This window comes from Gaiella occulta (assembly GCF_003351045.1).
Classification (GTDB): domain Bacteria; phylum Actinomycetota; class Thermoleophilia; order Gaiellales; family Gaiellaceae; genus Gaiella; species Gaiella occulta.
Genome location: NZ_QQZY01000010.1, coordinates 12,647 through 31,782, shown reverse-complemented (window position 1 = coordinate 31,782; position 19,136 = coordinate 12,647). Strand labels below are relative to the sequence as shown.

Sequence of the window (19,136 nt, the reverse complement as noted above, 5' to 3'; positions counted from 1 at the left end):
TCTCATAGCTCAAACGCCGGTTCGAGCGGCACCGCACGGACGAGGTTCTCGACCTTCAAGTCGGCGACGTCTTCACCGAGGTCGGGCCGCCAGTTCGCGGCGCCGGCTGGCCTCGCGTCGAGCACCCGTTCCGCCCTCGCGATGTCCGCCGCCGGCGGGAAGACGACCGTGTACACGGCGCCACAGGCGAGGCAGCAGCCGCGCGGATTCTCAGGCCAGCACGCAACGCCCGACGCGCAGCGAACACAGTCGGCCACCCACCGCCCATCCGACACGTAGGCGGGCAGGACGACGCCCGCCTCGAACGGCTGCAGCCCCCGCTCGGCAAGGTAGGCGTCCCAGAAGACTTCGACGTCGCCGACGGTCGCGTGGACGCTCGCGCCACACATGTGTCGCTGGTCGATGATCGGCACCCTCTACTATCGGCGCCCTCCTAGTAGGCGACCACGGCGCCGCTGTCCAACGCGGAAGTGTCGACCACGAACACCGTGTTCGCCGACGCGCGCGACACGATCCACGAGCCCTCAACAAGCCGTGATCCCGCCGACACCTTCAGCCGGCGCTGCTCGACGTGGAAGCTGCCGGCCGTCCCGCCAGCCGCCTCCGTGACCGTCACCTTGTCGCCGAACTCGCGGGCGAGCAGCTGCGTGAGAAGCGCGGTCGTGCGGCCGTCGAACTCGAGCGACCGCAGCGGCGACCGCGGGCTCTTCGTCTGCGAGATCACGTAGTTCCCGAGCTCGGCCGCCTGCGCGTCCGACGCAAGGTAGGAGGAGACGATCGAGTCGCCGTCAGACGGCCCCCACAGGTTCGCAGCGGCCGCGTCCTCCACGACCTGGGGGACGCCTCCGGTGCGGGTGACCGTCACCTTCGTCCGCACTCGGTCGGCGTCGACGCCCGGGCCGACCGCCTGCATTTCGTTCGCGATCGTGCCGGCCGTCAGCTTCAACGCGCGCGCATGGCGCGTCTCGTAGGTCGCGACGCCGCTGCCGGAAACCCAGAAGACGCCGCGTTCGAAGTCGAGGAGCTCCTGGATCAGCGTCAGAGCGGTCTTCGACCCGTCCGCTGAGAAGTTCGCGATCGGGTCGCCGGTCGCGATCGACCGCATCGCCGGGTCGATCCAGCCGACCGCATCGAGGATCAATCCTATCGCCGCGCCGACCGTGGTCGGTCCGGTCGCCGCGATCGTCGGGCTCGTGCGGCGAAGCCAGTACAGCAGGTCGACGCACTCGATCGTGGTGTAGCCTGACCGCCGCCGGGGCTGCCAGCGAATGCGGCGCGCCCAGCCGTAGAACTGCCGGTAGGTCGTGCCGGCGACTGTCATGCTCACGCGCACCGGGTGGAGACGCGCGGCGATGTCCGAGTACAGTGGTGAGGCAGGGTTCTCGGCCGAGAACAGGCCTGTGCGGTCGCGGAGCACGAGCGTGCAGCTGCTCTCGTTGAGGAGGGCGATGTCGTCGGAGCGGCCGCTCTCGATGGTGATTTCGTCGAGGTAGGGTGTGATGTCGTCGTAGGGGCCGCCGAAGGCGTCGTCGAACGCGCTGATGCCGAGCGTGGCAGTGCTGTCCAACGCGGAGGTGTTGAGGACGAACGATCCGCGTGGGGCGGCCGACCAGGAGATCTCGGCCTTCGCGGTCGCAAGCGCGATCCCCACGGACGCTGCTGCAGTCTGCCGGAGCAGCAGGAGTAGGCTCATCCGCCGCCGCCTCCCTGTCCTGCGGTGCGGCCGGGTCCGACGGTGCGAGGCGCGGACGTGCGGCCGGACGTGGCGAGGCCGATGATCCGAGCGTAGGCCGCGATGACCGCGGCCGTGTCGGCCGTGTCGGCGGACGCGGAGCCGGTCGCATTGGCGGCGGTGACGGTGCAGCGGATCGTGCTGCCGATATCGGCGGTCGAGCACACGTAGGTGGACGTTGTCGCGCCCGAGATCGCCACGCCGTTGCGCCGCCACTGGTAGGCGAACGTCGACGGCGAGCCCGTCCAAGTGCCGATGCTCGCCACTGTGAGCGACTGTCCCACCTGGGCCGCGCCGCCCACCGTCGGTGGCACCGTGTTCGCCGGGGCGGTGCCTGCGCCGGCGGTGCCGATCAGGTTGATCAACTGGTCGAGGTCGAACACCTGGTCGGCGGCGGTATCCCAGGCGATCGGCCCGTTCGCGTACGGTGCCGCCATCAGCCGGAACGCGCCTGCGGAGACGGCGTACCGCTCGAACGCGATGTTCGCCGCGCCGCCGTTGATCATGCCCGCCCACACGGTCTCGCCCGCGGTGACCGCGAACGGCGTCAGCACATCCGCGACATACCATCCGGCCGGCGAGGATGACGTGAACGCAAGCTCGGCAGTCGTGCCGACCGGCGCGCCCGACGGGTCTGCGCTCGTGCCGCGCCACACCGCCAGCTTGACCAGCTCCGTCCCGACGACAGCCTGCGGCTCGATGTAGACGCGCAGCTGGTTGACGGTGCCGGTCGTCGGCACGAGGATCTTAGAGCACCGCTGCTTGTCCGCCTGCGACCCGTTCAGCGATGAGCCCGTGACGGTGTAGTTGCCGCCCAGGTAGCCGGCAGGCTGCGCGTCGTTCGGGTTCGCGGGGCTCGACCCGCCGCCGGTCAGCTTCGCGACCGCGTCCGCTCGGGTGCGCCGCCGCCACACCCCGTCCACGTAGATGATCGACTGCTTGTCCGTCGTCGAGCCGCCCGTGTACAGGCCGACCTCCGTGTAGAGGGAGACGTTGTGGACGTTCGCCGAGTTGCAGTACGGCATCGTCTGCGCCGAATACTGCGAGTAGGCGGGCGCCCCGGTCCCGAACGTCGAGTCGACGGTGCCGGTCGTGTCAATCCAGTATTCGATCGTGCCGGTCGACGTCTCCGTGAACACGATGTGGACGAGCACGGAGATCCACACGTCGTAGACGAGCGTGGCGAGCACGTTGTTCGGCGCCCAGTTCGCGTAGCCGACACCGACGGTGCCGTTGCCGGCCGCCACCCTGCACTCGACCTTCATCGTGCCTGCCTCGTTGCGCAGGTGGATGGCGTGCGGGGCGACGCCGAGCGCCGCGAGATTGTAGAGGGACGCGGGATGGTGCAGCTCCCACACGAGGTTGTCGCGGATCGGGTTCACCGTCGACGGCACCCGGAACGAGACGGCCCACCAGTACTCCTGCCCGGTCGTCTCGCCTGTGTCAGACCTATTGGCGAGCGCGCGCACCGTGTTGTTGCCCGCCCACACGTCGCCCGGATGCACCTCGAAGTAGCCGGCGTGCAGGCGCGGCGACCGCACCGGCGATGACACGACCGCGTTCTGGTGCGCGGAGTTGCGCTCCAGCCCGGAGAACTTGCTGAAGCTGGACACGTTCGACGCGACGGCGTCCGCCTCGAAGTCGAGGTCGAGGTCTGTCTCGCCCGCCATCAGCCCGCCCCAAGCAGCAGCAGGTCCCGCGGGCCGGCGGCAGGCGCTGCCGCGGCGATCGACACGGAGTCCGACCGCAGTGTGTACGGCGACGCCGTGCTGCCCCGATACAAGCACGCCAGCAGACTCGACCCGAGACTGATCGCGACAGACACCGGGTTGCCCGCCGTGTCGGAAAAAGCTGATGCTGCGCCAAGCGTCGTGTACGGCGACGCGATCTTGCGGCTGCTCAACGTCTGCGCCGTCGTGCCGATCGCACCGTAGGTATCCGTGTGTACCGCGTACACATCTCCTGCCGCGGACACCCCGAGCGAGCAACGTCCGCCTGTTACCGACCCAGACGTGAGCGCCGTCCACGTTGTGCCGTCAGAAGTCGAGTAGAAGGCGACCGTGCCGCTGCCCGACGTGTCCGTGTAGCACATGACGCACGCATCAGTGACGCCTGCGGCCGCGATCATCGGGCCGTTCGCGAAAATGTCAACTGACGTTGGTGCTGTGCCGAACGTTGTGATCGTCCCCGGAGTCGGCGTGGCAGCGGACGGGTCGAACGTCACCGACTTCATCTGGACCCCCGACGTGCCGAACGAGACGATCGTCAACTTCGGCGATCCGGATGCCGTCCAGAATGCGGCAGCAGCGCCACGCTGCGTGTTGCTGCTCGAATTAGCGAACACGTTCGTGAAGTTCGTCGTGCTCCAGTTCGCCGCCGTGTCAGCAGCGCTGCCCGCGGCAACGAACCATGCGCGCGTCTCATACGTAGACGCCGCCGTCACCTTGAACGCCACAATCCAGTAGCGCGGATTCGTGGCCGTGTCCGAATGCACGATGTACGGGTAGATGACGCCGAGATTGGTGCCGCCAGCGTCAATCGTCTGCTCCGTTGTCAACGCCCCCGGAACACCGGACGCGACATTCGTCGTGATCGCACGGAAACGCAGCGACGTAGACGTCGAGTTTCCGCCCGCGTAGCAGATGTTCAGACGCCCGTTAGTCGCGTCGTACACCGCCGCGGGCTTGTTGTTGGCCGACCCAGTGGCGATAGTCACAGACGACGACCATGTCGCCATGTTGTCGTCGCTGTATTTGTAGACGAGGTTCGTGCCGTCGGCGTAGATCGCGTAGTAGCGCGACCCGGCCCTCACAAGGCCTGGTGCGTGGACGAACGGGGTCGAAGACGTGACGGTCTGAAGTTCGACCGAAGCCACCCGCTACACCTCCACGTACGAGACGCCGACGCCGACCGTGGAGCCCGCCCCCGTCGTCACAGACAACTCTTCGCCCACCGCCGTCTCGAACTCGAAATCTCCCTGCGGGGACGAGTCCGACCGGCCGCCGTTCGCGCCGCAAGCGTACGTCGGCGAAATCGCAACACCAGCACCAGCAGGCTTGCTGTTGAACGTCACGTTGGTGGCCGTGCCGCCCGCGTGCAAGCGCACGCTGATGACACGGATCTTCTTGCCCGCCACGGCCGCGACAAGCACGCTGTCAGTCGTCGACGCAGCAACGTTCGCCTTCGCCTTCTTCACGGTGACCGACGCGAGCCCAGACTTCAGCACGCCCGTCTGCGCGGCCGCCGAAATCGAGTCCGTCGTGTCCGCCGCCGCAGGCATCGTCGCCACCTGCACCTTCAGCCCGTTCGTCGCGTCGCCCGGGGCGAGCTGCCCGCCCCCCGCGGCAGCCAACACCAGCCCCACCACAGCACGAGTGTCCGTGCCCGCGCCCGTGTCAACGTCCGCGGTCGTCAGCTCCGTGTTCACGAGCAGGCCGTTCGCGTCCGCCGGCACCAGCGTCGGCGACCCGTCCGCCGAGTACGCCAGCTTGAACAGCTGCACGTGCCCGGTCGCGCCCGTGTCGTCTGTCGCGACCGTCGTGCCAGCACCGGCAGTGATTGGTATGCCGTCAGCCATCAGCTATCACCCTCCCTGTGTCTCAGTTCGTCAGCGCTCCGCCCGGTAGCTGATCAGCCGCCGCAGCTCAGGCTCGACGCGGCGGGCGAGCTCCCGCGCGATCGACATGTCGTCGCCGAGCAGCGTGTTACCCGACACGACGATGCTGACGCCGCCCCAGCCGACCGACGACACCATCTGCTCAAGCGCCCGCGTGAGAGACCGGTCGATCACCGTCTCCCCGGGGGAAAGCAGTGCGGGCACCGAGTCGCGACCCACGTACACGCCCGGCACCCTGCCGCCCTGCGCGAAGCCGTAGCCGCGTGATCCCGTGCGGATCGCGGTCGCGATCGCCGGATCCAAGGTGCCGAACAGGTTCCCCGACGTTGGCAGCCCGGCGCGCGCCCCACGCAGATTGTTGGCGGCCGACGCGACATCAGCCGCCGCGATCCCAGCTTCTCCGAGCGACTGCCGGAACCCGTCCGCGAACGCTGCTCCGACGAGCGCGCCCGCGGCCGCGAAGTCGACGTCATAGGAGCGGAGCAGCTCGAGCATCTGCTCCTGCGCCTCCGCGGCCGTCAGTGTCTCGTCAGCAAAGCCGCGCTTGATCTCGTCCAGGCGCGCCACGAACCGGTCGCGCAGAGCGTCCCGCTCGTCCTGGATGCGGGCGCGCTCGCCGTCCAACGCGTCGTCAGCGGCCTGCCGCTGCGCGGCCGCCTCCTTCTCGAGCGCCTTCTCCTTCTCGTCGAGGGCGAGCTGGGCGAGCTCGGCGACCGCGTCAGGGTCACCGGCCGCCGCCCTCGTCTCGAGATCGGCCCGTTTCGCCGCGGCGGCGGCGGCGTCGCGCTGCTCGCGGAACTCCCGCAAAGCCCGTTCCGCCGGTGTCTCGTCGCCCGACCCGAACTGCACACCGAACAGCGACACGCGGGCTCCGGCGAGCATCTGCTTCGTCTTCGCGTCGAACACCGCTGCCGCCTTCGCCGCGACCGTCTCGAACGCGCGCGCGAACACGTCGCGGCGGCGGCGCACCTCCTCCGCAGCAGCCTCCACCGCTCGCCTGGCCGCCTCCCGCATCCGATCTCGCAGTTTCTCGGCGGCCTTCTTCTGCCGGTCGGACTGGGAGCCGAGGACGTCGGCGAGGCGATCCTTCAGCTTCTGCACGCGGCTCGTGATCGCACTCATCTCCTGATCAGTGTCCGCCGACACGAGGTCGCCGGTGATCAGCCGGACGCGCTTCGCGAGCTGCGCCCGCGTCTTCTGGTCTGCGACCTGGCCGAGCGCTTTCGAGATCGCGCCGAGACCGAACCTCGCGCGCGCCCGCTCGGCAGGATCAGCGGGCGTCTTCTTCGGGCCCGCGCTCGCGCCGTCGCCGACGAGGCCCTTGGCGTCGCCGAAGTCGTAGGGCGTGTCGGTGCTGCGTGTGACCCTGGAAGCTGCGTCGCCGAGGAAGACGCTCGGGTCGCCCTGGTCGATCGCGAAGTGGAGGTGCGAGCCGGCGCCGGCGTCGTAGATGCGTGCGATCATCTGGCCCTTCTTCACGACCTGGCCGGGCCGGACGCGCACCTCCTTCACGTGAGTGATGAACACCTTTACGCCGGGGCCCTGGATCGTGATCTGGAATCCGAAGATGATTCTGTTGCCCGAGCGGCGGATCCCGTCTGTGCCATGCACATTGAGGACGAGCCCGTCGACGGGGCTGAACACAGGTGTGTTCGCGGCGGCGGCGATGTCGGTCGCGTTGCGCGACTGCCAGTCCGGTGCGTTGTGGGTGCCCACGCCGGGCCGGCCGATGATGCTTGAGCCTGCGAGACTCCCCGGAAGCGGGAACGCGGGAGCGCCCTGCTTCCCGACCGGAAGGCCCGCGATCGGGTTCAGACCGACGGCGCCTCCGGCGGCTCCGCCCGGGGAGGTGGACTGCTCCTGCGTGCGGCCGCCGAAGAGATTGCCGGCACCGAAGTCTGTGCCGAAGAGCGTCTCCAGCAGCGCGGACCCGAGCAGTCCCTGCTTGGCGTCGCTGACGATACGCGACCGCTTCCCCTTGTCAGACAGGTTGAAGATCGACAGGCCGATCGGGATCGTCCAGGGCGTGCGAGTCAGCATGGCGAGTGTTCCGAGGAGCCCGCCCGGGCCTCCGCCGAGGGCGACGCGCAGCTTCGCCACCTTGCCGAGCATGATGGCGCCGAACGCGAGCTCGGCCGTGTTCTGCCAGCCGCCGAGCGCCCCCGACAGCTTCGACAGCCCCGACACGATGTCGCCGACCGCCTTGCCCAGCTCGAACGCGAAGCGGGCCGCGTCACGGAAGAACCCGACGATCCGGTCACGGTTGCCGACCACCCACGAGACCATGTTCTTCAGGGCGGGCACGACGTGCTCCTCGAGCCATTTCGCGAGCCGCTGCACTCCCGCCGTGAACTCCGGCGTCCCTGTGATCGCGACGAGCCGTTCCATGCCGCGCACCGCCAAGTCGAAGAACGGCTGCATCACCGTGCCCGACGTCTGCGAGAACTTGTCCTTCAGCGTGGAGAGCAGGCCGCTGAACGTGCGCGACTGCTTATCCATCATCCCGGCGAACCGTTTGTTCGAGTTCTCCGCGAACGCGGCCAGGAACGCGTCCGAGCCGACGGCGCCCTTCTGCACCAACGCCATCGCCTTCGGCACCGACGTGCCGATCGCCTCCGCCAACGCCCGCCACGAGAACGTGCCGGCCTCGTTCAGCTGCATCATCTCTTCGGCCATCAGCCTGCCCTTCGCCTGGATCTGGCCGATAGCGCGGATCGTCTGGTCCATCGCCTGCGGGTCGCCGCCCATGCCCGCGACCGCGTTCCCGACGGCTGTCAACGTCGGGACCACCTGCTTGGCCTGGAAGCCGAACGCGAGCAGCTGCTGCGAGCTCTTGATCAGCCCGGGCAGCTCGAACGGCGTCTGGTTCGCGAACCCCGTCAGCTGGGCGAGGAACGACTTCGCCTTCGCCGCGCTGCCGAGCATCGTCGTGAACGCGATCGTCGACTTCTGCTTCAGGTCGTCGAACTTGAAGCCCGCCCACACGATCGAGCCGATGAGGCCTCCCGCCGCGACACCGCCGCCCACGACGCCGGCCCTCCCGATCGCGGCCGCCGCCCCCAGCATCGACCGGCGCACACCAGCACCGAACGCCGCGACCTTCCCTTCGTTGCGGCGGGCGGCGTTCCCGACGTGGTCGATGCCGGCCGAGGTCTCTCGGGCGGCGCGCACCGCGCCACGCGACACCCCGTCGAACGTGATCCCGACTCTAGCCACAGGACTTCGCCCGTGCGGCGTTATAACCGCCCTCTTCGCTGCGGCGGCCGGCCGATGCTACACCGATGCCATCAGGCCGCTCAGGACGCACGGAAGAGCTCCTCAAGCGGGTCGGGGCCGTCGCCCAGCCACGGGATCTGCTGGAGCTCCTGCATGGTGGGCGGCCCGTAGGTCGGCCCGCTCGATCTGCGGTCGCCGGACGGATCGCCACTGGGAAACTCGGACTCGGCTAGACGGGCGTAAGCGTCTCGAAGGTGAAGTCGGAAGGCACCCCAGGAGACGTCCCGCCACCACTCGGGCCCCCACCGGTTGACGCGTCCGAGCCAGACGAGGGTGTGGGCGAGACCGTCCTCGACGCGAAAGGGGTCGCCCCGTCGGCTGCCACCTCCCCCGCGTCACGCGCGACCCGTTCGCCCGCGGGAAGATCGGGGGCGGCGATCGCGTCCGTGACGGCCTGCGCGACCGTGTCGTCGCCGGCGACGAACGCGAGGATCGCGAGCGCCTGCTGCTCGTCGATCTCGAGGTCGGGGCAGTCCGGGGTGCGCTCGCGCACGACGCTCATGATCTCGTCGTAGACGTGCTGGAACACGTCGGCGAGAGCCTCGTCGCTGTCGCCGGCGAAAGCCAAGTTGAGGCGCGTCTCGAGGCGCAGCAGCCGGATCATCTGTGGGATCGGCATCGACCCGCGAATCGGCAGCTCGAACCGCCGGCCGGCGTGCGTGATCATGAGCTTGCGGTCGTCGGGGGCGATCGTGTCGAGGTCGAGCTCACTCATACGAGCGTCTCCCACTGCGCGGAGGTGAGCCCGTTGACGAGCGTGATCCGGAAGTCGTAGCCGGCCGCCTCGTCCCACGCCGCCCAGTAGTTCAGCGTCTGGCCGAACCGCCGCTTGTTCGCGAGGTCGTCGGGCTCGCCGTCCGTGTACTGGCAGGCGGGCATCTCGATCCACATCGTGTACGGGTAGGAGGTGGCGCCGATCATCTTCGGCGACTGCCAGCGCGCCCGCGCCGACCAGGTTGACGCGGCGACGAGGGCGTCGTAGTCGTCGGGGTCGAGGACCGTCTTCGGGATCGCGCCTGTCAGCTTGACCTTGTCGTCGCCGTGCTCCATCACGTCAGGGAAGTAGGAGGGCGTCGCGAGCGACAGCGTGCGCCTCGGTGTGAGCTGGTTCGCGATCAGGAAGGAGAAGTTCTCGGTCGTGCCGGACCCGGTCAGCCAGGAGAGCGACAGGTCGCCGCGGCGGAAGTGCGGCACCGCCTGCGTCGTGAACGCCGGCGCCAGGTTCGGGTCAGCGACGCGGGCGGCGACAAGCGCCTGGCCGGAGGCGTCGATGTTCCCTTCTGCGTCCATGCCGAGCTGGGTGAGGCCGCAGCCTTGCCCCTTCAGGAACACGCCCTCGTCGACGAAGGCGAGCAGCGCCTGGAAGGTCTTCGCGGTGATGCCGCCGCGCTTGCCGAACACCCACTTGTTCGTGCCGGTGGGCGCGTTGCCGTTGATGGCCTCGCCGCCGACGGTCGCGGCGTGGGCGCCGCAGCCCGTGAACGACGTCGCCGTCTTCCCCGTGTACGCGGTGGCGACGCCGCCCATGATGAACGTGCCCGAGGCGGGGAAGTCAGCGGTCGACGCGACGTTCACGACGGCGGAGTTGAGGGCGTTGACGCCGGTCGCGGTCGTCTTGTTCGCGTCGGTTGTGGTGGCGCCGCCGGCGGTGTAGGTGCCGGTCAGGCCGACCACCTGGAGGAGCCACACGAGGAGGTCGGGGTAGGCGCGCACCTTCAGCGTCAGGTCGGGCTCGTAGTGGTCGAGAAGCTGTGGGACAGCGCCTTCGATGCCGCGCAGCTCGTCGTCGCGCGACAGGAACTGCGGGTTCGGCCGCAGCTTCACGGTCTGGCCCGGCAGCCACAGCACGTTGCCGGACGACAGCCGGTATGGCGCCGTCGTGGCCGCGCCCTCAGGACGAGGGGTCTCCTCCGACACAATCTGGACGCAGTCGACGGTCGTTGGCACTAGGAGCCTGCGCCTTCCTCAGCCACTGCGGCCTCGTCGTCGGCAGGCGCGTCGCCTTCCTCAGCCGGCGGCAGCTCGAACGTCTCGCCGCCACCCATGTGGTTGTCCGCGACAGGGAGCGGCCCCGACCCAGCCTTCACCTGCACGACGTCGACCGGAAGCTCGAGCTCCTCGATCAACGCCAGGAGAGCCTCCGCGTCGACGCCGGCAGCAGCGGCGAGGCGCTTCACCTCGACCGGTTCGCCGGGAACGAACCTGCCCGGGAACCCAGCGAACGTCACGGCCTCGACGCCCGCGGCAACGGACGCGTCGAGCAGAAGAGCAGACACCTTGCTGGCCACGGCCTACTATCGGCCTCGGCCGCTCACAGCACCTGCCCCTTCGCGAACACCGGCGCCAGGTCGGCCGTCAGTCTCTCCGCCTCCGCCCGGATCTGGGCGTCTGACCCGTAGTCGGGCTCGTCATCCTGGAAGATGCCGGCGGTCGTGCCGCCACCCTGCACGCCCGCCTCGAGCGCGGCGATCGCCGGGAGCGAGCCGGTGCCGATCGACCCTCGGACGCCGGCGTCGGTCTTCGCGGTCGCGTCTCCCATCGCGCCGGCCCACACGGCCTGCGCGTACGCCTGCAGCGTGGCGAGCTCCTTCGGCGAGTCCGGCACCGACGCGAGCGCCCGCGCGAGCGCCCCGTAGGCGACGACGTCCTTCAGCGCGGCCTTGACGCCCGCGTCGAGGACAGCGGGGTTGTAGCCGCGCGCGCGGATCGCGACGTCCACCTCGGAGGAGCAGTCGACGAGGATTGCTTCGACGTCTGCCTGGTCCGGGTGAGCTCCTACGACGGTGAGGACTGCTTGCCAGCGGCCGGCCCGTGCTTTCACGTCCGCGAAGCTGGCGTAGGCGGTAGCCACGCTAGCCCCCGGGGGTTACTCGGCTGCGGGCGGAGTGTGGCCGGCTGCTTCGAGCGCCGCGATCTTGGCCGCGACGGTCATCTTCGTCTCGGGCCACTCGAACGAGAGGCTGTCGGCGAGCGCTTGCAGATCGTTGTGCGTGCTCGGCCAGCCGGGCGGCTGCTTGGCGCCGTCTGGCTCCTGCGCGTCGCGGCTGCCGGGCTTGGAGAGCGCACCCTCGACACGGTCGAACTCGTCGGCCGACACGTCGATCTCGTCGCCGCGGTCGGCGGAGCGGATCTCGCCGTCCGCGACCCAGCGGTAGGTGTCGACGCCGCTGACGACGGCGCGCATCAGGCGACGCCGGTGATCTTGACGATTGCGGGCGGCTCCACGACCGCGATCGCGGGCCAGCGGCCGGCGGAGACACGCTTGTGCACCGCGGGCTTGCCGTCCGGCTCGACCTTGACGTAGACGGGCGCGAACCCGGGGCCCGGGTCGTAGGCGACCCACCCTTCGGCCGGGTCGGCTGCCTCGTCAGCGATCGTGCCAGCGATCGACGTGTCGAGCAGCAGCGCGACGGTCGACGTGATCTGCGGCGTGAAGATGATCTCCTTGAGGCCCGCGAACGGGAACGGCTTGCCGTCGAGCACCTGGTTGACGCTGCCCTCGCGCGGCAGCACATTCTTGAGCTCGGTGTTGAGGAGGAGACTGTCGCGCAGGTTGGTGTGCAGCACGAGCGTCGCGCCGGTGAAGCCGGCGTAGCCGTTGTCCTTCGTCTCGAGCTTCTCCTGGGCGGCGGCGACGTCGCCGAGCACGCTCGTGCCGACCGTCGTCCAGAGCGCGGACGCGGCGAGCGTCTGGATGCCGGCCGCGCCCTCGAGCTTCGCCATCGCCTTCGAGTCGATGAAGCGGACGAGGCGGTTCGCGAGCTTCGTCATGCCGCGGTTGATGACGTCGCGCTGGTTGCGGCGGATCGCGAGGTTCGTGGCGCGGAAGGCGTAGCCGTACTGGCGCACCGGCTCGGTCTTCACGGTCTCCGACCAGTCGGTGAGCGGGAAGTCGGCGCCCTCGGCGACCTCGACGGGGTCGTCGTCGACGAAGATCGACTCGAACTCCTGGTAGCGCATCGAGCCGCCGGCGACCTGGTCGGACGTGCCGCGCTGGAAGAGGCGGTCGGCGACGAGCCGCTTGTAGATCAGATTGACCAGCTCGCGTGACAGGAGTGCCGGCTGCTGCAGCAGCGCCTGGACGGTCAGCGTGGGCGAGGCACCTGCGTACGGCATCGGTTACGCCCTCCCCACGAGGATCGGTCCTGTGACGGTGTCTGCGATGTTCTCGAGCGCGACCCCGATGACGGAGCGAGCATTGTTGATGTCGGCGGCGGTGGCGCCTGCTGCTGCGGCCTGCGTCGCGACCGTGCCTGCGGCGCCGGCGGACACCTCGTCACCGGCGGTGATCGCCCCGGCGGCCTTGAGCTTGAAGATGTAGCCGAGCAGCTGCACGGCGATCAGGTCGTTGGCGGCCGATCCGGTCTGGAGCGCGACCCCGACGACCTTCCGCGAGTTGGCGGCGGCCGGGCCGATCGTGCCGGAGCCGGACACCTCGACGAGCTGGCCTGCCGTGACGGCGGCCGACACCTTCATGGTGACCTTCGCGCCGGGCGTGTAGAGCGGGTTGACGCCATCGGAAACGGCCATCAGATCAGCTCCTCGGGCTTGACGCCGTGGCGGGCGGCCATGTCGGCCTCGTATGCCTTCGAGATCTCGTCCTGCTCGTCGTCGCCGTCGCCCTGGCCGTCTGCGCCGTACTCGCGGGCGAGGTCCTCGTTGGCGTCGAGCTCGGCTACGAACTCGCGGGCCGCGTCGGCGTCGCGGTCGTAGAGCTTCTCGAGCTTCTCGCGGGCGCCAGGCTTCACCTTGCCGGCGCGAATCGCGTCCTCGACGAACGCGTTGCGGCGCTCCTCGTGCAGCTCGCGCTTGGTGTCGTCCACCTCTGAGCGGAGCTCGGCGAGCTCGCGGCGCATGTCCGCGTCCTGGTTCTCGCGGGCGGGATCCGGCTTGGGCTCCCCAGCCTCGGCGGGAACACCGGCCTTCTCGAGCATCTCGTCGTTCACCTTGTCGGCCTCGAGGCCGGTCGCCTCGGCGAAGGTGCGGCGCTGCTCGTCGCTGAACTTGGCTGGCACGGGCCTACTATCGGGATCAGGGTCGGGAACTCCGGTCGACCGCAGCGCGACCGCCCGCTCGTAGGCGCGCGGCGCCTCGAGCCACGCCGCGGCCGCAGGGATCCAGGCGCCGCGCTCGGCGACGGTGACGCCGTCGGAGGCGCTGCCCGTGAACGGCACGACCCAGGCGTGGTCGGACTGCCAGTCCTCGACGAGCGCCTTGCCGTCGGTGACGTCGCACACCCAGAAGCGGGGGTCCATCACGTCGGAGGGGCCGTTGAGGGCGTCGGAGACGGCGCCGCGGAGAGCCTGGTAGCCGTCGGTGGGCGACCAGATGACGTCGCCGACGGCGTACAGCAGCACCGCGGAGGCTTGCGGGTCGTCGAGGCCCTCCTGCGCGTACAGCTTGACGACGTCGTCGAGGGTGCGGACGGCCGGCATCTTGCCGCCCAGCCACGCGAGCCCGGTAACGACCCAGTCATACACCTTGCCGGTCGCCTGCGAGGTGACGCGGGACAGCTCGACCGACCGGGTGCGCCAGGCGCCCGCCTCGATCAGGTCGGCGACCGTGGCGGGCACCGCCATGATGTCTGCGAGCAGCTTCGAGCCGTCATCGTTGACGCGCACGTTCTCGACCCAGCCGGCGGCCGGCATCTCGCCGTCGGTGGGGGCCGGCAGGCTGTTCTCGAGGAGCGTCTGGGAGGGAGAGTGGCCGAGCTTGTTGGGCGGCTTGAGCTCGTCGCCGAGTTCGCTGTCGGCCTGCGCCATCGCGCGCAGGTCGGCTTCTGTCCAGTAGTCGCCCTCGGGCGCAGAGCCCTTGCCGTGCACGGGCCCGCCGACGGCGAGGATCTCGACGCCGATCAGGTCGCGGGTTTCGAGGCTCACGGCCTACTATCGGCGGTCAGACCTGGCGCCACACGCCGCGCTCGAGGAACCCGTGCCAGCCGTCCGAGCCCTCGCTGCCGTCGCCCCTCGTGTCGCCGATCGACGGGAAGATCGAGAGGGAGCCATCGCTCTCCTCGACGTATGTATGGGGAGGGCAGGCGACGTGCTGGACGCCGCGGCCGTGTGGGGGCGTACCTGGGTCGCGGGCGTGCGGCTTCAGGAAGAAGATCGACTGCTTGTCCCCGGTGTAGCCGCGAACCGGGCCGCAGTAGTCGCCCGGCTCCGTCGGCCAGGTCGTCTGGCCGTCGACGACAGGCAGACGACAACCGATCACGAGCCGAACTTCTCGACCGTCTCGAGGCGGAACGTGATGAGCGCCGGCACACGCCACTTTCTGAACTCGCGTCCGTCGGATGTCATGTCGTCGGGCAGCACGTCGATGCGCCAGAACACCCCGTTGTCCTGGGCGATCTCGACCTGGCCGCCGAACGCACCCGGGCTTCGCAGCGCTTCGATCACACAGCGGACGTAGCCGAGCGCCGCCTCGTAAGCGGGCGGGATCTGCCCGTGGAGCGCCTCCTGCCACACGACGACGTTCACGACTGGGTCGTGATCGACCTCTGTGCGGCCGATCGTCCAGGCGCCGAACGATCCCTGGGGGGCGGCCACCTCGATCTGCGGGAAGCCGGCGGCGGAGAGGACGTCGTTGCCGCCGAAGTGGTAGGCGCTGACGTCTGGGGCGGCGAGCGCGACGGTGTTCTCGGTCTGTGCGTTGAACGCCGCGATCCTGGCTGGCAGCCCGGCTTTCAACGTCGCGATGGCGGCGCGCAGCAGTGGGGCGACGAAGGCGATCTCACCGGCCATCAGGAATGGCGCCGGCAGGATTCGAACCTGCGTCCTCCGGGTTATGGGCCCGGCGAGCTACCAGCTGCTCTACGGCGCACCTCTACTATCGGGCCGGCCGCGACCGGCGGAAGAGCTCGGCGACGTAGTCGGCGGCGGCCTGTTCGAGTTCGATCGCCGCGAGCGGCGGCAGAGGGTCGCCGAACACGAGCGGCCGTCTCGGCACACCGTCGCCGGCCTGGTGGTATTGGAGCACCGGCCCGTGCTCCTTGCCGGCGTCGTCGATGGTGAGCGTGAGCGCGTGCGGCGACACGGTGCGTAGTGGCGCGTCGGCGGCGCGGCGCAGCTGGCCGGATGCGTGCAGGATGCCGCGTCCGGGGTAGCGGCGTGCCTTCTGGAGCGCGTACACGGGGGAGAGCGGCTGCCAGCGCTGGCCGGCGAACTCGCCTTCGGTGTTGAACTGGCGGCGCATCCAACCGCGGAACAGGCGGGTGACGGCGGGCCAGAACGGCCGCAGGTCGGAGAGCGCGACCTCGATCAGCCGCAGTTGGCGGCGGGCGTCGGCGTCGTCGACCCGGATCGACCAGTCGTCAGGCACCGGCTACTATCGCGCGGACGTCAGGCGGCCGGCTTCGGCAGCCAGTCCTCCGGGTCGACGTGCGGCCGGGCGCCGTGCAGGTCGTTCGCCCACTTGCCCTCGACGAGGCGGGCCTGCCGCTCGGCCTGCTCGCGCGTGAGCCCGTAGGAGGCCTGCAGCACGTCGACGAGCTCCTCACCCGAGGAGACCGTGCGTGGCGTGCCTGTCAGATCGTCCATCCGAGCTGCTCCATGATCCTGTCGATCGCGCGGGCGACCGGCTCGAAGTCGTCGTCTTCCCACTGCATAGGGTAGAGGCCGCGGCGGTCAAGGTGAAGCTGGCGCAGCAGCGTCTGGTTGCCGCTGCGGGTCGCGACCCACTGGGCGTAGGAGCGCGCCCACACCTCCTCGGGGTGGAGGAGGTAGAGCAGGAAGTCGTGGTCGACCGGCACCCTCACACGCTCGCCCGACCCGGTGACCGCCGGGATCTCGTCGAGGTCGAGGAGAGCCAGCAGCAGCCGGATCGATTCGGTCTCGCCGACCGCCTGCCGCCACGGCTCGAGCTCCTCAGTGAGCGCGCTCAGCTCGCCCGGCTGGCCGAGCGCCTGGTGGCTGATGTAGTGGCCCGCCTCGTGCAGGAACGTCATGGCGGGCGTGTCGGCGGCCGCGGCGATGTGGATCTCCAGTGTCTGGGCGTCGTAGAAGCCGGGGTTGTCGGCCGGCAGTGCGTGGTCGACGATCACCTTCGCGGCGGCGGCGCCGGTGGGCAGATCGTGGAGGCTGCCGGCGGCCGCGATCGCGTCCTGCACCTCGCCTCGCGTGTACGAGTAGTCGGCCGGCAGCTCGAACTGGGCGGAGTAGGGGCGCCGCTGGTCCTGCGCGTGGCCGGCTGGCAGCGGGACGGCGCGGCAGCGGCAGCGGCCGCCGCCGTAGCAGCGCGGGTTGGGCCCGAAGTTCGGCAGCACCCGGAACAGCTCGTCGAGGGTGTCGTAGACGGTGCCGTCGAGCGGCCGGCACACCTCGCAGGTGCCAGCGTCGAGTACCGCCGTGTACGCCCATCCGGACACGAGGTCGGCGTTCTGCTCGAACGTCTGCGCGAACCCGTTGATCAGGGCCGTCGAGATAGCCCTGGAGGCGATGTCGCGGGCGCCGGGGATCTCCATCACCGCGCGGGCGACGGCCTGCTGTGAAGCGCCGGCGAGGTCGGCGCGCACGAGCTCGTCCTCGATCCGCACCTCCACGCCCCGCAGGTTCCGCGTCAGGTAGCCGGGCACGTCCCGGTCGGACGGCCCCTCCTCCACGTAGTGGCGGCGGCCCGTCAGGTCGTATCCGAGCCGCTCGAGCTCAAGCCAGCCCTCCTCGCGGCCGAGATCGTGCAGACGGTCGAGCACGTCGCGCATCGCCTGGCTGACACCCAGCCGCGGCGGCGAACCGGTCGCGACCCACACGAGGACGGCGCGGAGCATCTCGTCGTGGATGGCAGCGTTGAGGTCGTCCTTCGCGGCGGCGAGCGCACGGTCGAGCCGGACGACGTCGATCGCCCGCTCAGACTCGGTGAGCTCGCGGCCGACGAGCAGCTCGACCGCGACGGTCATGCCCAGTCGTCCAGGTCGACTCTGGTGTCGCGCTCACGCTGCCGAGCGACCCACAGGCGGCGCGCGGCGCCCCACGCTCGTCTGCGGAGCTTCCACCGGCGCCGCGTCCGGCGCACGTTCACGTGGTGCTTCCAGCCGCTGTGGCGCCTCGCTCGCACGGGATCAGGCTGCGAGCCCCGCGCCCTCCTTCGGCACGGTGTTGCGGGCCACACCGACGTCGGAGGGCAGGCTGTTGACGACGGCGGCGAGCTGCGCCTGGTCGAGTCCGGCGGCGGACAGGGCTGCGAGCAGCCGGTCGCGCGGGATGCCGTGCTGCTCAAGGTCGTTGGGGAGATTCGTGAGGCCGAGGAGGTCGCGGACGTCGTCCTGCGCCTCGCGGTCCGTGAACGTGAAGCCTGCCGGCTCGAGCAGCGAGATCGCGCGGGCGATCACGTCGATGTTGCGGGCCCGCAGCTTCGACACCGTCAGCCTCGGCATCCGGTAGTCGGCCGCCTCCCGGCCGAAGTTGACCTCGACGAGCTGCCTGACGACCTGGCGCTTGCGCTCGAGCGCGAGGTCTTCGGCGAGCACCTGTGCGGCCAAATAGAACGGGTCGGCCTGCGTCTCGGCCGACGCGCGCGCGCCTGTCTGGCCAAGGCCCTGGCGGGCGAAGTGCTGCAGGCCCGCCTCGGCGATCTGCTCGGAGCACCAGCGCAGCAGCGTCGACGGCTCCGCGAGCGACTGGGCGGCGTTCAGGATGTCGATCGCCCATTCGGAGTCGGCCTTCGTGCCTCCCTGCGGGACGGGCAGATGCACGTACGCGCGCTGGTGGGTACGGACGTTGCGGCCGATCGTCCGGGCGCGCTCCGCCCCTTCGGGGGTGTCGGGGTGCCATACGACCGGGGTGCCGGCCGAGTAGCGGTCCCAGCCGATCCCCGTCGAGATCATCAGGAGCTTCTGCAGCTTCCAGGCGCCCCAGGCGGGCCGCAGCAGCGACACGCCGTCCCACGTTCCGGGGGCGGGCTCGAACACGAGGTAGGACAGCTTGTCGCCCGGGATCGGCCGTGTGTTCGCGATCCCCTGAGTGAGGCGGGAGATGCGGCCGTCAGACCCATACTCGACCTTCTGCACGGACGCCGGCAGCCGTGGGGCCAGGCGGGCGAGCGGCCGCACAAGGTGCTCGTCGCCGTCGGCGTCCCGCCAGCGGCGCACATCGCCCCACACGAGCTCCTCGAACATGCAGCCGAACTCGAGCATCTGCAGCCCCTGCTCGAGGCTCTTGCCCCACGACAGGTCGAGCTGGCCGTCCTCGCCGTCGAGGCCGAGGTTCCACGCAACCATGTCGCGGATCACCTTCGACACGGGATCGGTGTCGTGCGGGTCGATCGACCATGAGGCCGACCGGACGGTCAGCTTGTAGAACATCAGCAGGCTCTTCACCGACGCCGACGTCTTGCGCATCTCGTCGTAGACGAAGAACTTCTGGCGGCCCGACAGCTCGGGGTTGACGTCGGGGCCGCCCTGCAGCATGTCGCGCAGCCACTGCTCGCCGTCGGCGCCCGCCTCGCCCCGGTCGGGCCCGGTGAGATCGCCGGTCGGCACGGAGGCGTAGGAGCGGTCGAAAAGGGTGAGACGCACGG

The 19,136-nt window shown here is 69.9% G+C and carries 20 protein-coding genes and 1 tRNA gene; all 21 read right to left on the bottom strand.

Annotation, left to right across the window (positions count from 1 at the left end):
* Nucleotides 1-2: 2 nt before the first annotated feature.
* On the bottom strand, nt 3-413 hold the full coding sequence (locus tag Gocc_RS14585; protein WP_114797311.1) for a hypothetical protein: 411 nt from the start codon (nt 411-413) through the stop codon (nt 3-5).
* 20 nt (nt 414-433) lie between these two features.
* On the bottom strand, nt 434-1,693 hold the full coding sequence (locus tag Gocc_RS14580; protein WP_147281339.1) for a hypothetical protein: 1,260 nt from the start codon (nt 1,691-1,693) through the stop codon (nt 434-436).
* Nucleotides 1,690-3,402, bottom strand: coding sequence for a heparin lyase I family protein (locus tag Gocc_RS16995; RefSeq protein WP_114797309.1), 1,713 nt, complete (start codon nt 3,400-3,402; stop codon nt 1,690-1,692). Before Gocc_RS16995 ends, Gocc_RS14580 begins: the two co-directional genes overlap by 4 nt.
* Nucleotides 3,402-4,607, bottom strand: a complete 1,206-nt coding sequence (locus tag Gocc_RS15835; RefSeq protein WP_147281338.1) for a sialidase family protein — start codon at nt 4,605-4,607, stop codon at nt 3,402-3,404. The genes Gocc_RS16995 and Gocc_RS15835 overlap by 1 nt, the downstream gene beginning before the upstream one ends.
* Before the next feature lie 3 nt (nt 4,608-4,610).
* A complete protein-coding gene (locus Gocc_RS14560) occupies nt 4,611-5,309 on the bottom strand; it encodes a hypothetical protein (protein ID WP_114797306.1) in 699 nt (232 codons plus the stop codon).
* Nucleotides 5,310-5,339: 30 nt separating this feature from the next.
* Nucleotides 5,340-8,564, bottom strand: a complete 3,225-nt coding sequence (locus tag Gocc_RS14555) for a tape measure protein (RefSeq protein ID WP_147281337.1) — start codon at nt 8,562-8,564, stop codon at nt 5,340-5,342.
* 229 nt (nt 8,565-8,793) lie between these two features.
* Nucleotides 8,794-9,339 (bottom strand): hypothetical protein, encoded by a 546-nt coding sequence (locus tag Gocc_RS14550; protein WP_114797304.1) that lies wholly within the window; start codon nt 9,337-9,339, stop codon nt 8,794-8,796.
* On the bottom strand, nt 9,336-10,571 hold the full coding sequence (locus Gocc_RS14545) for a hypothetical protein (protein WP_114797303.1): 1,236 nt from the start codon (nt 10,569-10,571) through the stop codon (nt 9,336-9,338). The genes Gocc_RS14550 and Gocc_RS14545 overlap by 4 nt, the downstream gene beginning before the upstream one ends.
* On the bottom strand, nt 10,571-10,912 hold the full coding sequence (locus Gocc_RS14540) for a hypothetical protein (RefSeq protein ID WP_114797302.1): 342 nt from the start codon (nt 10,910-10,912) through the stop codon (nt 10,571-10,573). Before Gocc_RS14540 ends, Gocc_RS14545 begins: the two co-directional genes overlap by 1 nt.
* A 23-nt stretch (nt 10,913-10,935) precedes the next feature.
* The gene (locus Gocc_RS14535; protein WP_147281336.1) at nt 10,936-11,475 is read right to left on the bottom strand and encodes a hypothetical protein; all 540 of its coding nucleotides are present in this window, start codon (nt 11,473-11,475) and stop codon (nt 10,936-10,938) included.
* A 15-nt stretch (nt 11,476-11,490) separates the two neighbouring features.
* On the bottom strand, nt 11,491-11,808 hold the full coding sequence (locus tag Gocc_RS14530) for a hypothetical protein (protein WP_114797300.1): 318 nt from the start codon (nt 11,806-11,808) through the stop codon (nt 11,491-11,493).
* Nucleotides 11,808-12,740 (bottom strand): phage major capsid protein, encoded by a 933-nt coding sequence (locus Gocc_RS14525; RefSeq protein ID WP_114797299.1) that lies wholly within the window; start codon nt 12,738-12,740, stop codon nt 11,808-11,810. The genes Gocc_RS14530 and Gocc_RS14525 overlap by 1 nt, the downstream gene beginning before the upstream one ends.
* Before the next feature lie 3 nt (nt 12,741-12,743).
* The gene (locus tag Gocc_RS14520) at nt 12,744-13,154 is read right to left on the bottom strand and encodes a capsid cement protein (protein ID WP_114797298.1); all 411 of its coding nucleotides are present in this window, start codon (nt 13,152-13,154) and stop codon (nt 12,744-12,746) included.
* Entirely contained in the window at nt 13,154-14,503 is a 1,350-nt protein-coding gene (locus Gocc_RS14515; RefSeq protein ID WP_114797297.1) for a phage protease, read from the bottom strand. Before Gocc_RS14515 ends, Gocc_RS14520 begins: the two co-directional genes overlap by 1 nt.
* Before the next feature lie 16 nt (nt 14,504-14,519).
* The gene (locus Gocc_RS14510) at nt 14,520-14,837 is read right to left on the bottom strand and encodes a hypothetical protein (RefSeq protein ID WP_114797296.1); all 318 of its coding nucleotides are present in this window, start codon (nt 14,835-14,837) and stop codon (nt 14,520-14,522) included.
* Complete coding sequence (locus tag Gocc_RS14505) at nt 14,834-15,367, bottom strand: hypothetical protein (RefSeq protein WP_114797295.1); 534 nt, start codon at nt 15,365-15,367, stop codon at nt 14,834-14,836. The genes Gocc_RS14510 and Gocc_RS14505 overlap by 4 nt, the downstream gene beginning before the upstream one ends.
* 6 nt (nt 15,368-15,373) lie before the next feature.
* Nucleotides 15,374-15,446, bottom strand: a tRNA-Met gene (locus tag Gocc_RS14500).
* Nucleotides 15,447-15,452: 6 nt separating this feature from the next.
* Complete coding sequence (locus Gocc_RS14495) at nt 15,453-15,944, bottom strand: phage virion morphogenesis protein (RefSeq protein ID WP_114797294.1); 492 nt, start codon at nt 15,942-15,944, stop codon at nt 15,453-15,455.
* Nucleotides 15,945-15,964: 20 nt separating this feature from the next.
* Nucleotides 15,965-16,162 carry a hypothetical protein gene (locus Gocc_RS14490; RefSeq protein ID WP_114797293.1) on the bottom strand — a complete coding sequence of 66 codons (198 nt, stop codon included), beginning with the start codon at nt 16,160-16,162 and terminating at the stop codon, nt 15,965-15,967.
* Nucleotides 16,150-17,517, bottom strand: a complete 1,368-nt coding sequence (locus tag Gocc_RS14485) for a structural protein (RefSeq protein ID WP_114797292.1) — start codon at nt 17,515-17,517, stop codon at nt 16,150-16,152. The genes Gocc_RS14490 and Gocc_RS14485 overlap by 13 nt, the downstream gene beginning before the upstream one ends.
* A gap of 162 nt (nt 17,518-17,679) precedes the next feature.
* Entirely contained in the window at nt 17,680-19,134 is a 1,455-nt protein-coding gene (locus tag Gocc_RS14480; protein ID WP_114797291.1) for a phage portal protein family protein, read from the bottom strand.
* Nucleotides 19,135-19,136 lie beyond the last annotated feature (2 nt).

Coding starts and splice junctions, on each gene's coding strand:
- Gocc_RS14580 (WP_147281339.1), bottom strand. CDS start 1,693: ATGAGCCTACTCCTGCTGCTCCGGCAGACTGCAGCAGCGTCCGTGGGG.
- Gocc_RS16995 (WP_114797309.1), bottom strand. CDS start 3,402: ATGGCGGGCGAGACAGACCTCGACCTCGACTTCGAGGCGGACGCCGTC.
- Gocc_RS14560 (WP_114797306.1), bottom strand. CDS start 5,309: ATGGCTGACGGCATACCAATCACTGCCGGTGCTGGCACGACGGTCGCG.
- Gocc_RS14550 (WP_114797304.1), bottom strand. CDS start 9,339: ATGAGTGAGCTCGACCTCGACACGATCGCCCCCGACGACCGCAAGCTC.
- Gocc_RS14530 (WP_114797300.1), bottom strand. CDS start 11,808: ATGCGCGCCGTCGTCAGCGGCGTCGACACCTACCGCTGGGTCGCGGAC.
- Gocc_RS14525 (WP_114797299.1), bottom strand. CDS start 12,740: ATGCCGTACGCAGGTGCCTCGCCCACGCTGACCGTCCAGGCGCTGCTG.
- Gocc_RS14520 (WP_114797298.1), bottom strand. CDS start 13,154: ATGGCCGTTTCCGATGGCGTCAACCCGCTCTACACGCCCGGCGCGAAG.
- Gocc_RS14505 (WP_114797295.1), bottom strand. CDS start 15,367: ATGGCCGGTGAGATCGCCTTCGTCGCCCCACTGCTGCGCGCCGCCATC.
- Gocc_RS14490 (WP_114797293.1), bottom strand. CDS start 16,162: ATGGACGATCTGACAGGCACGCCACGCACGGTCTCCTCGGGTGAGGAG.
- Gocc_RS14485 (WP_114797292.1), bottom strand. CDS start 17,517: ATGACCGTCGCGGTCGAGCTGCTCGTCGGCCGCGAGCTCACCGAGTCT.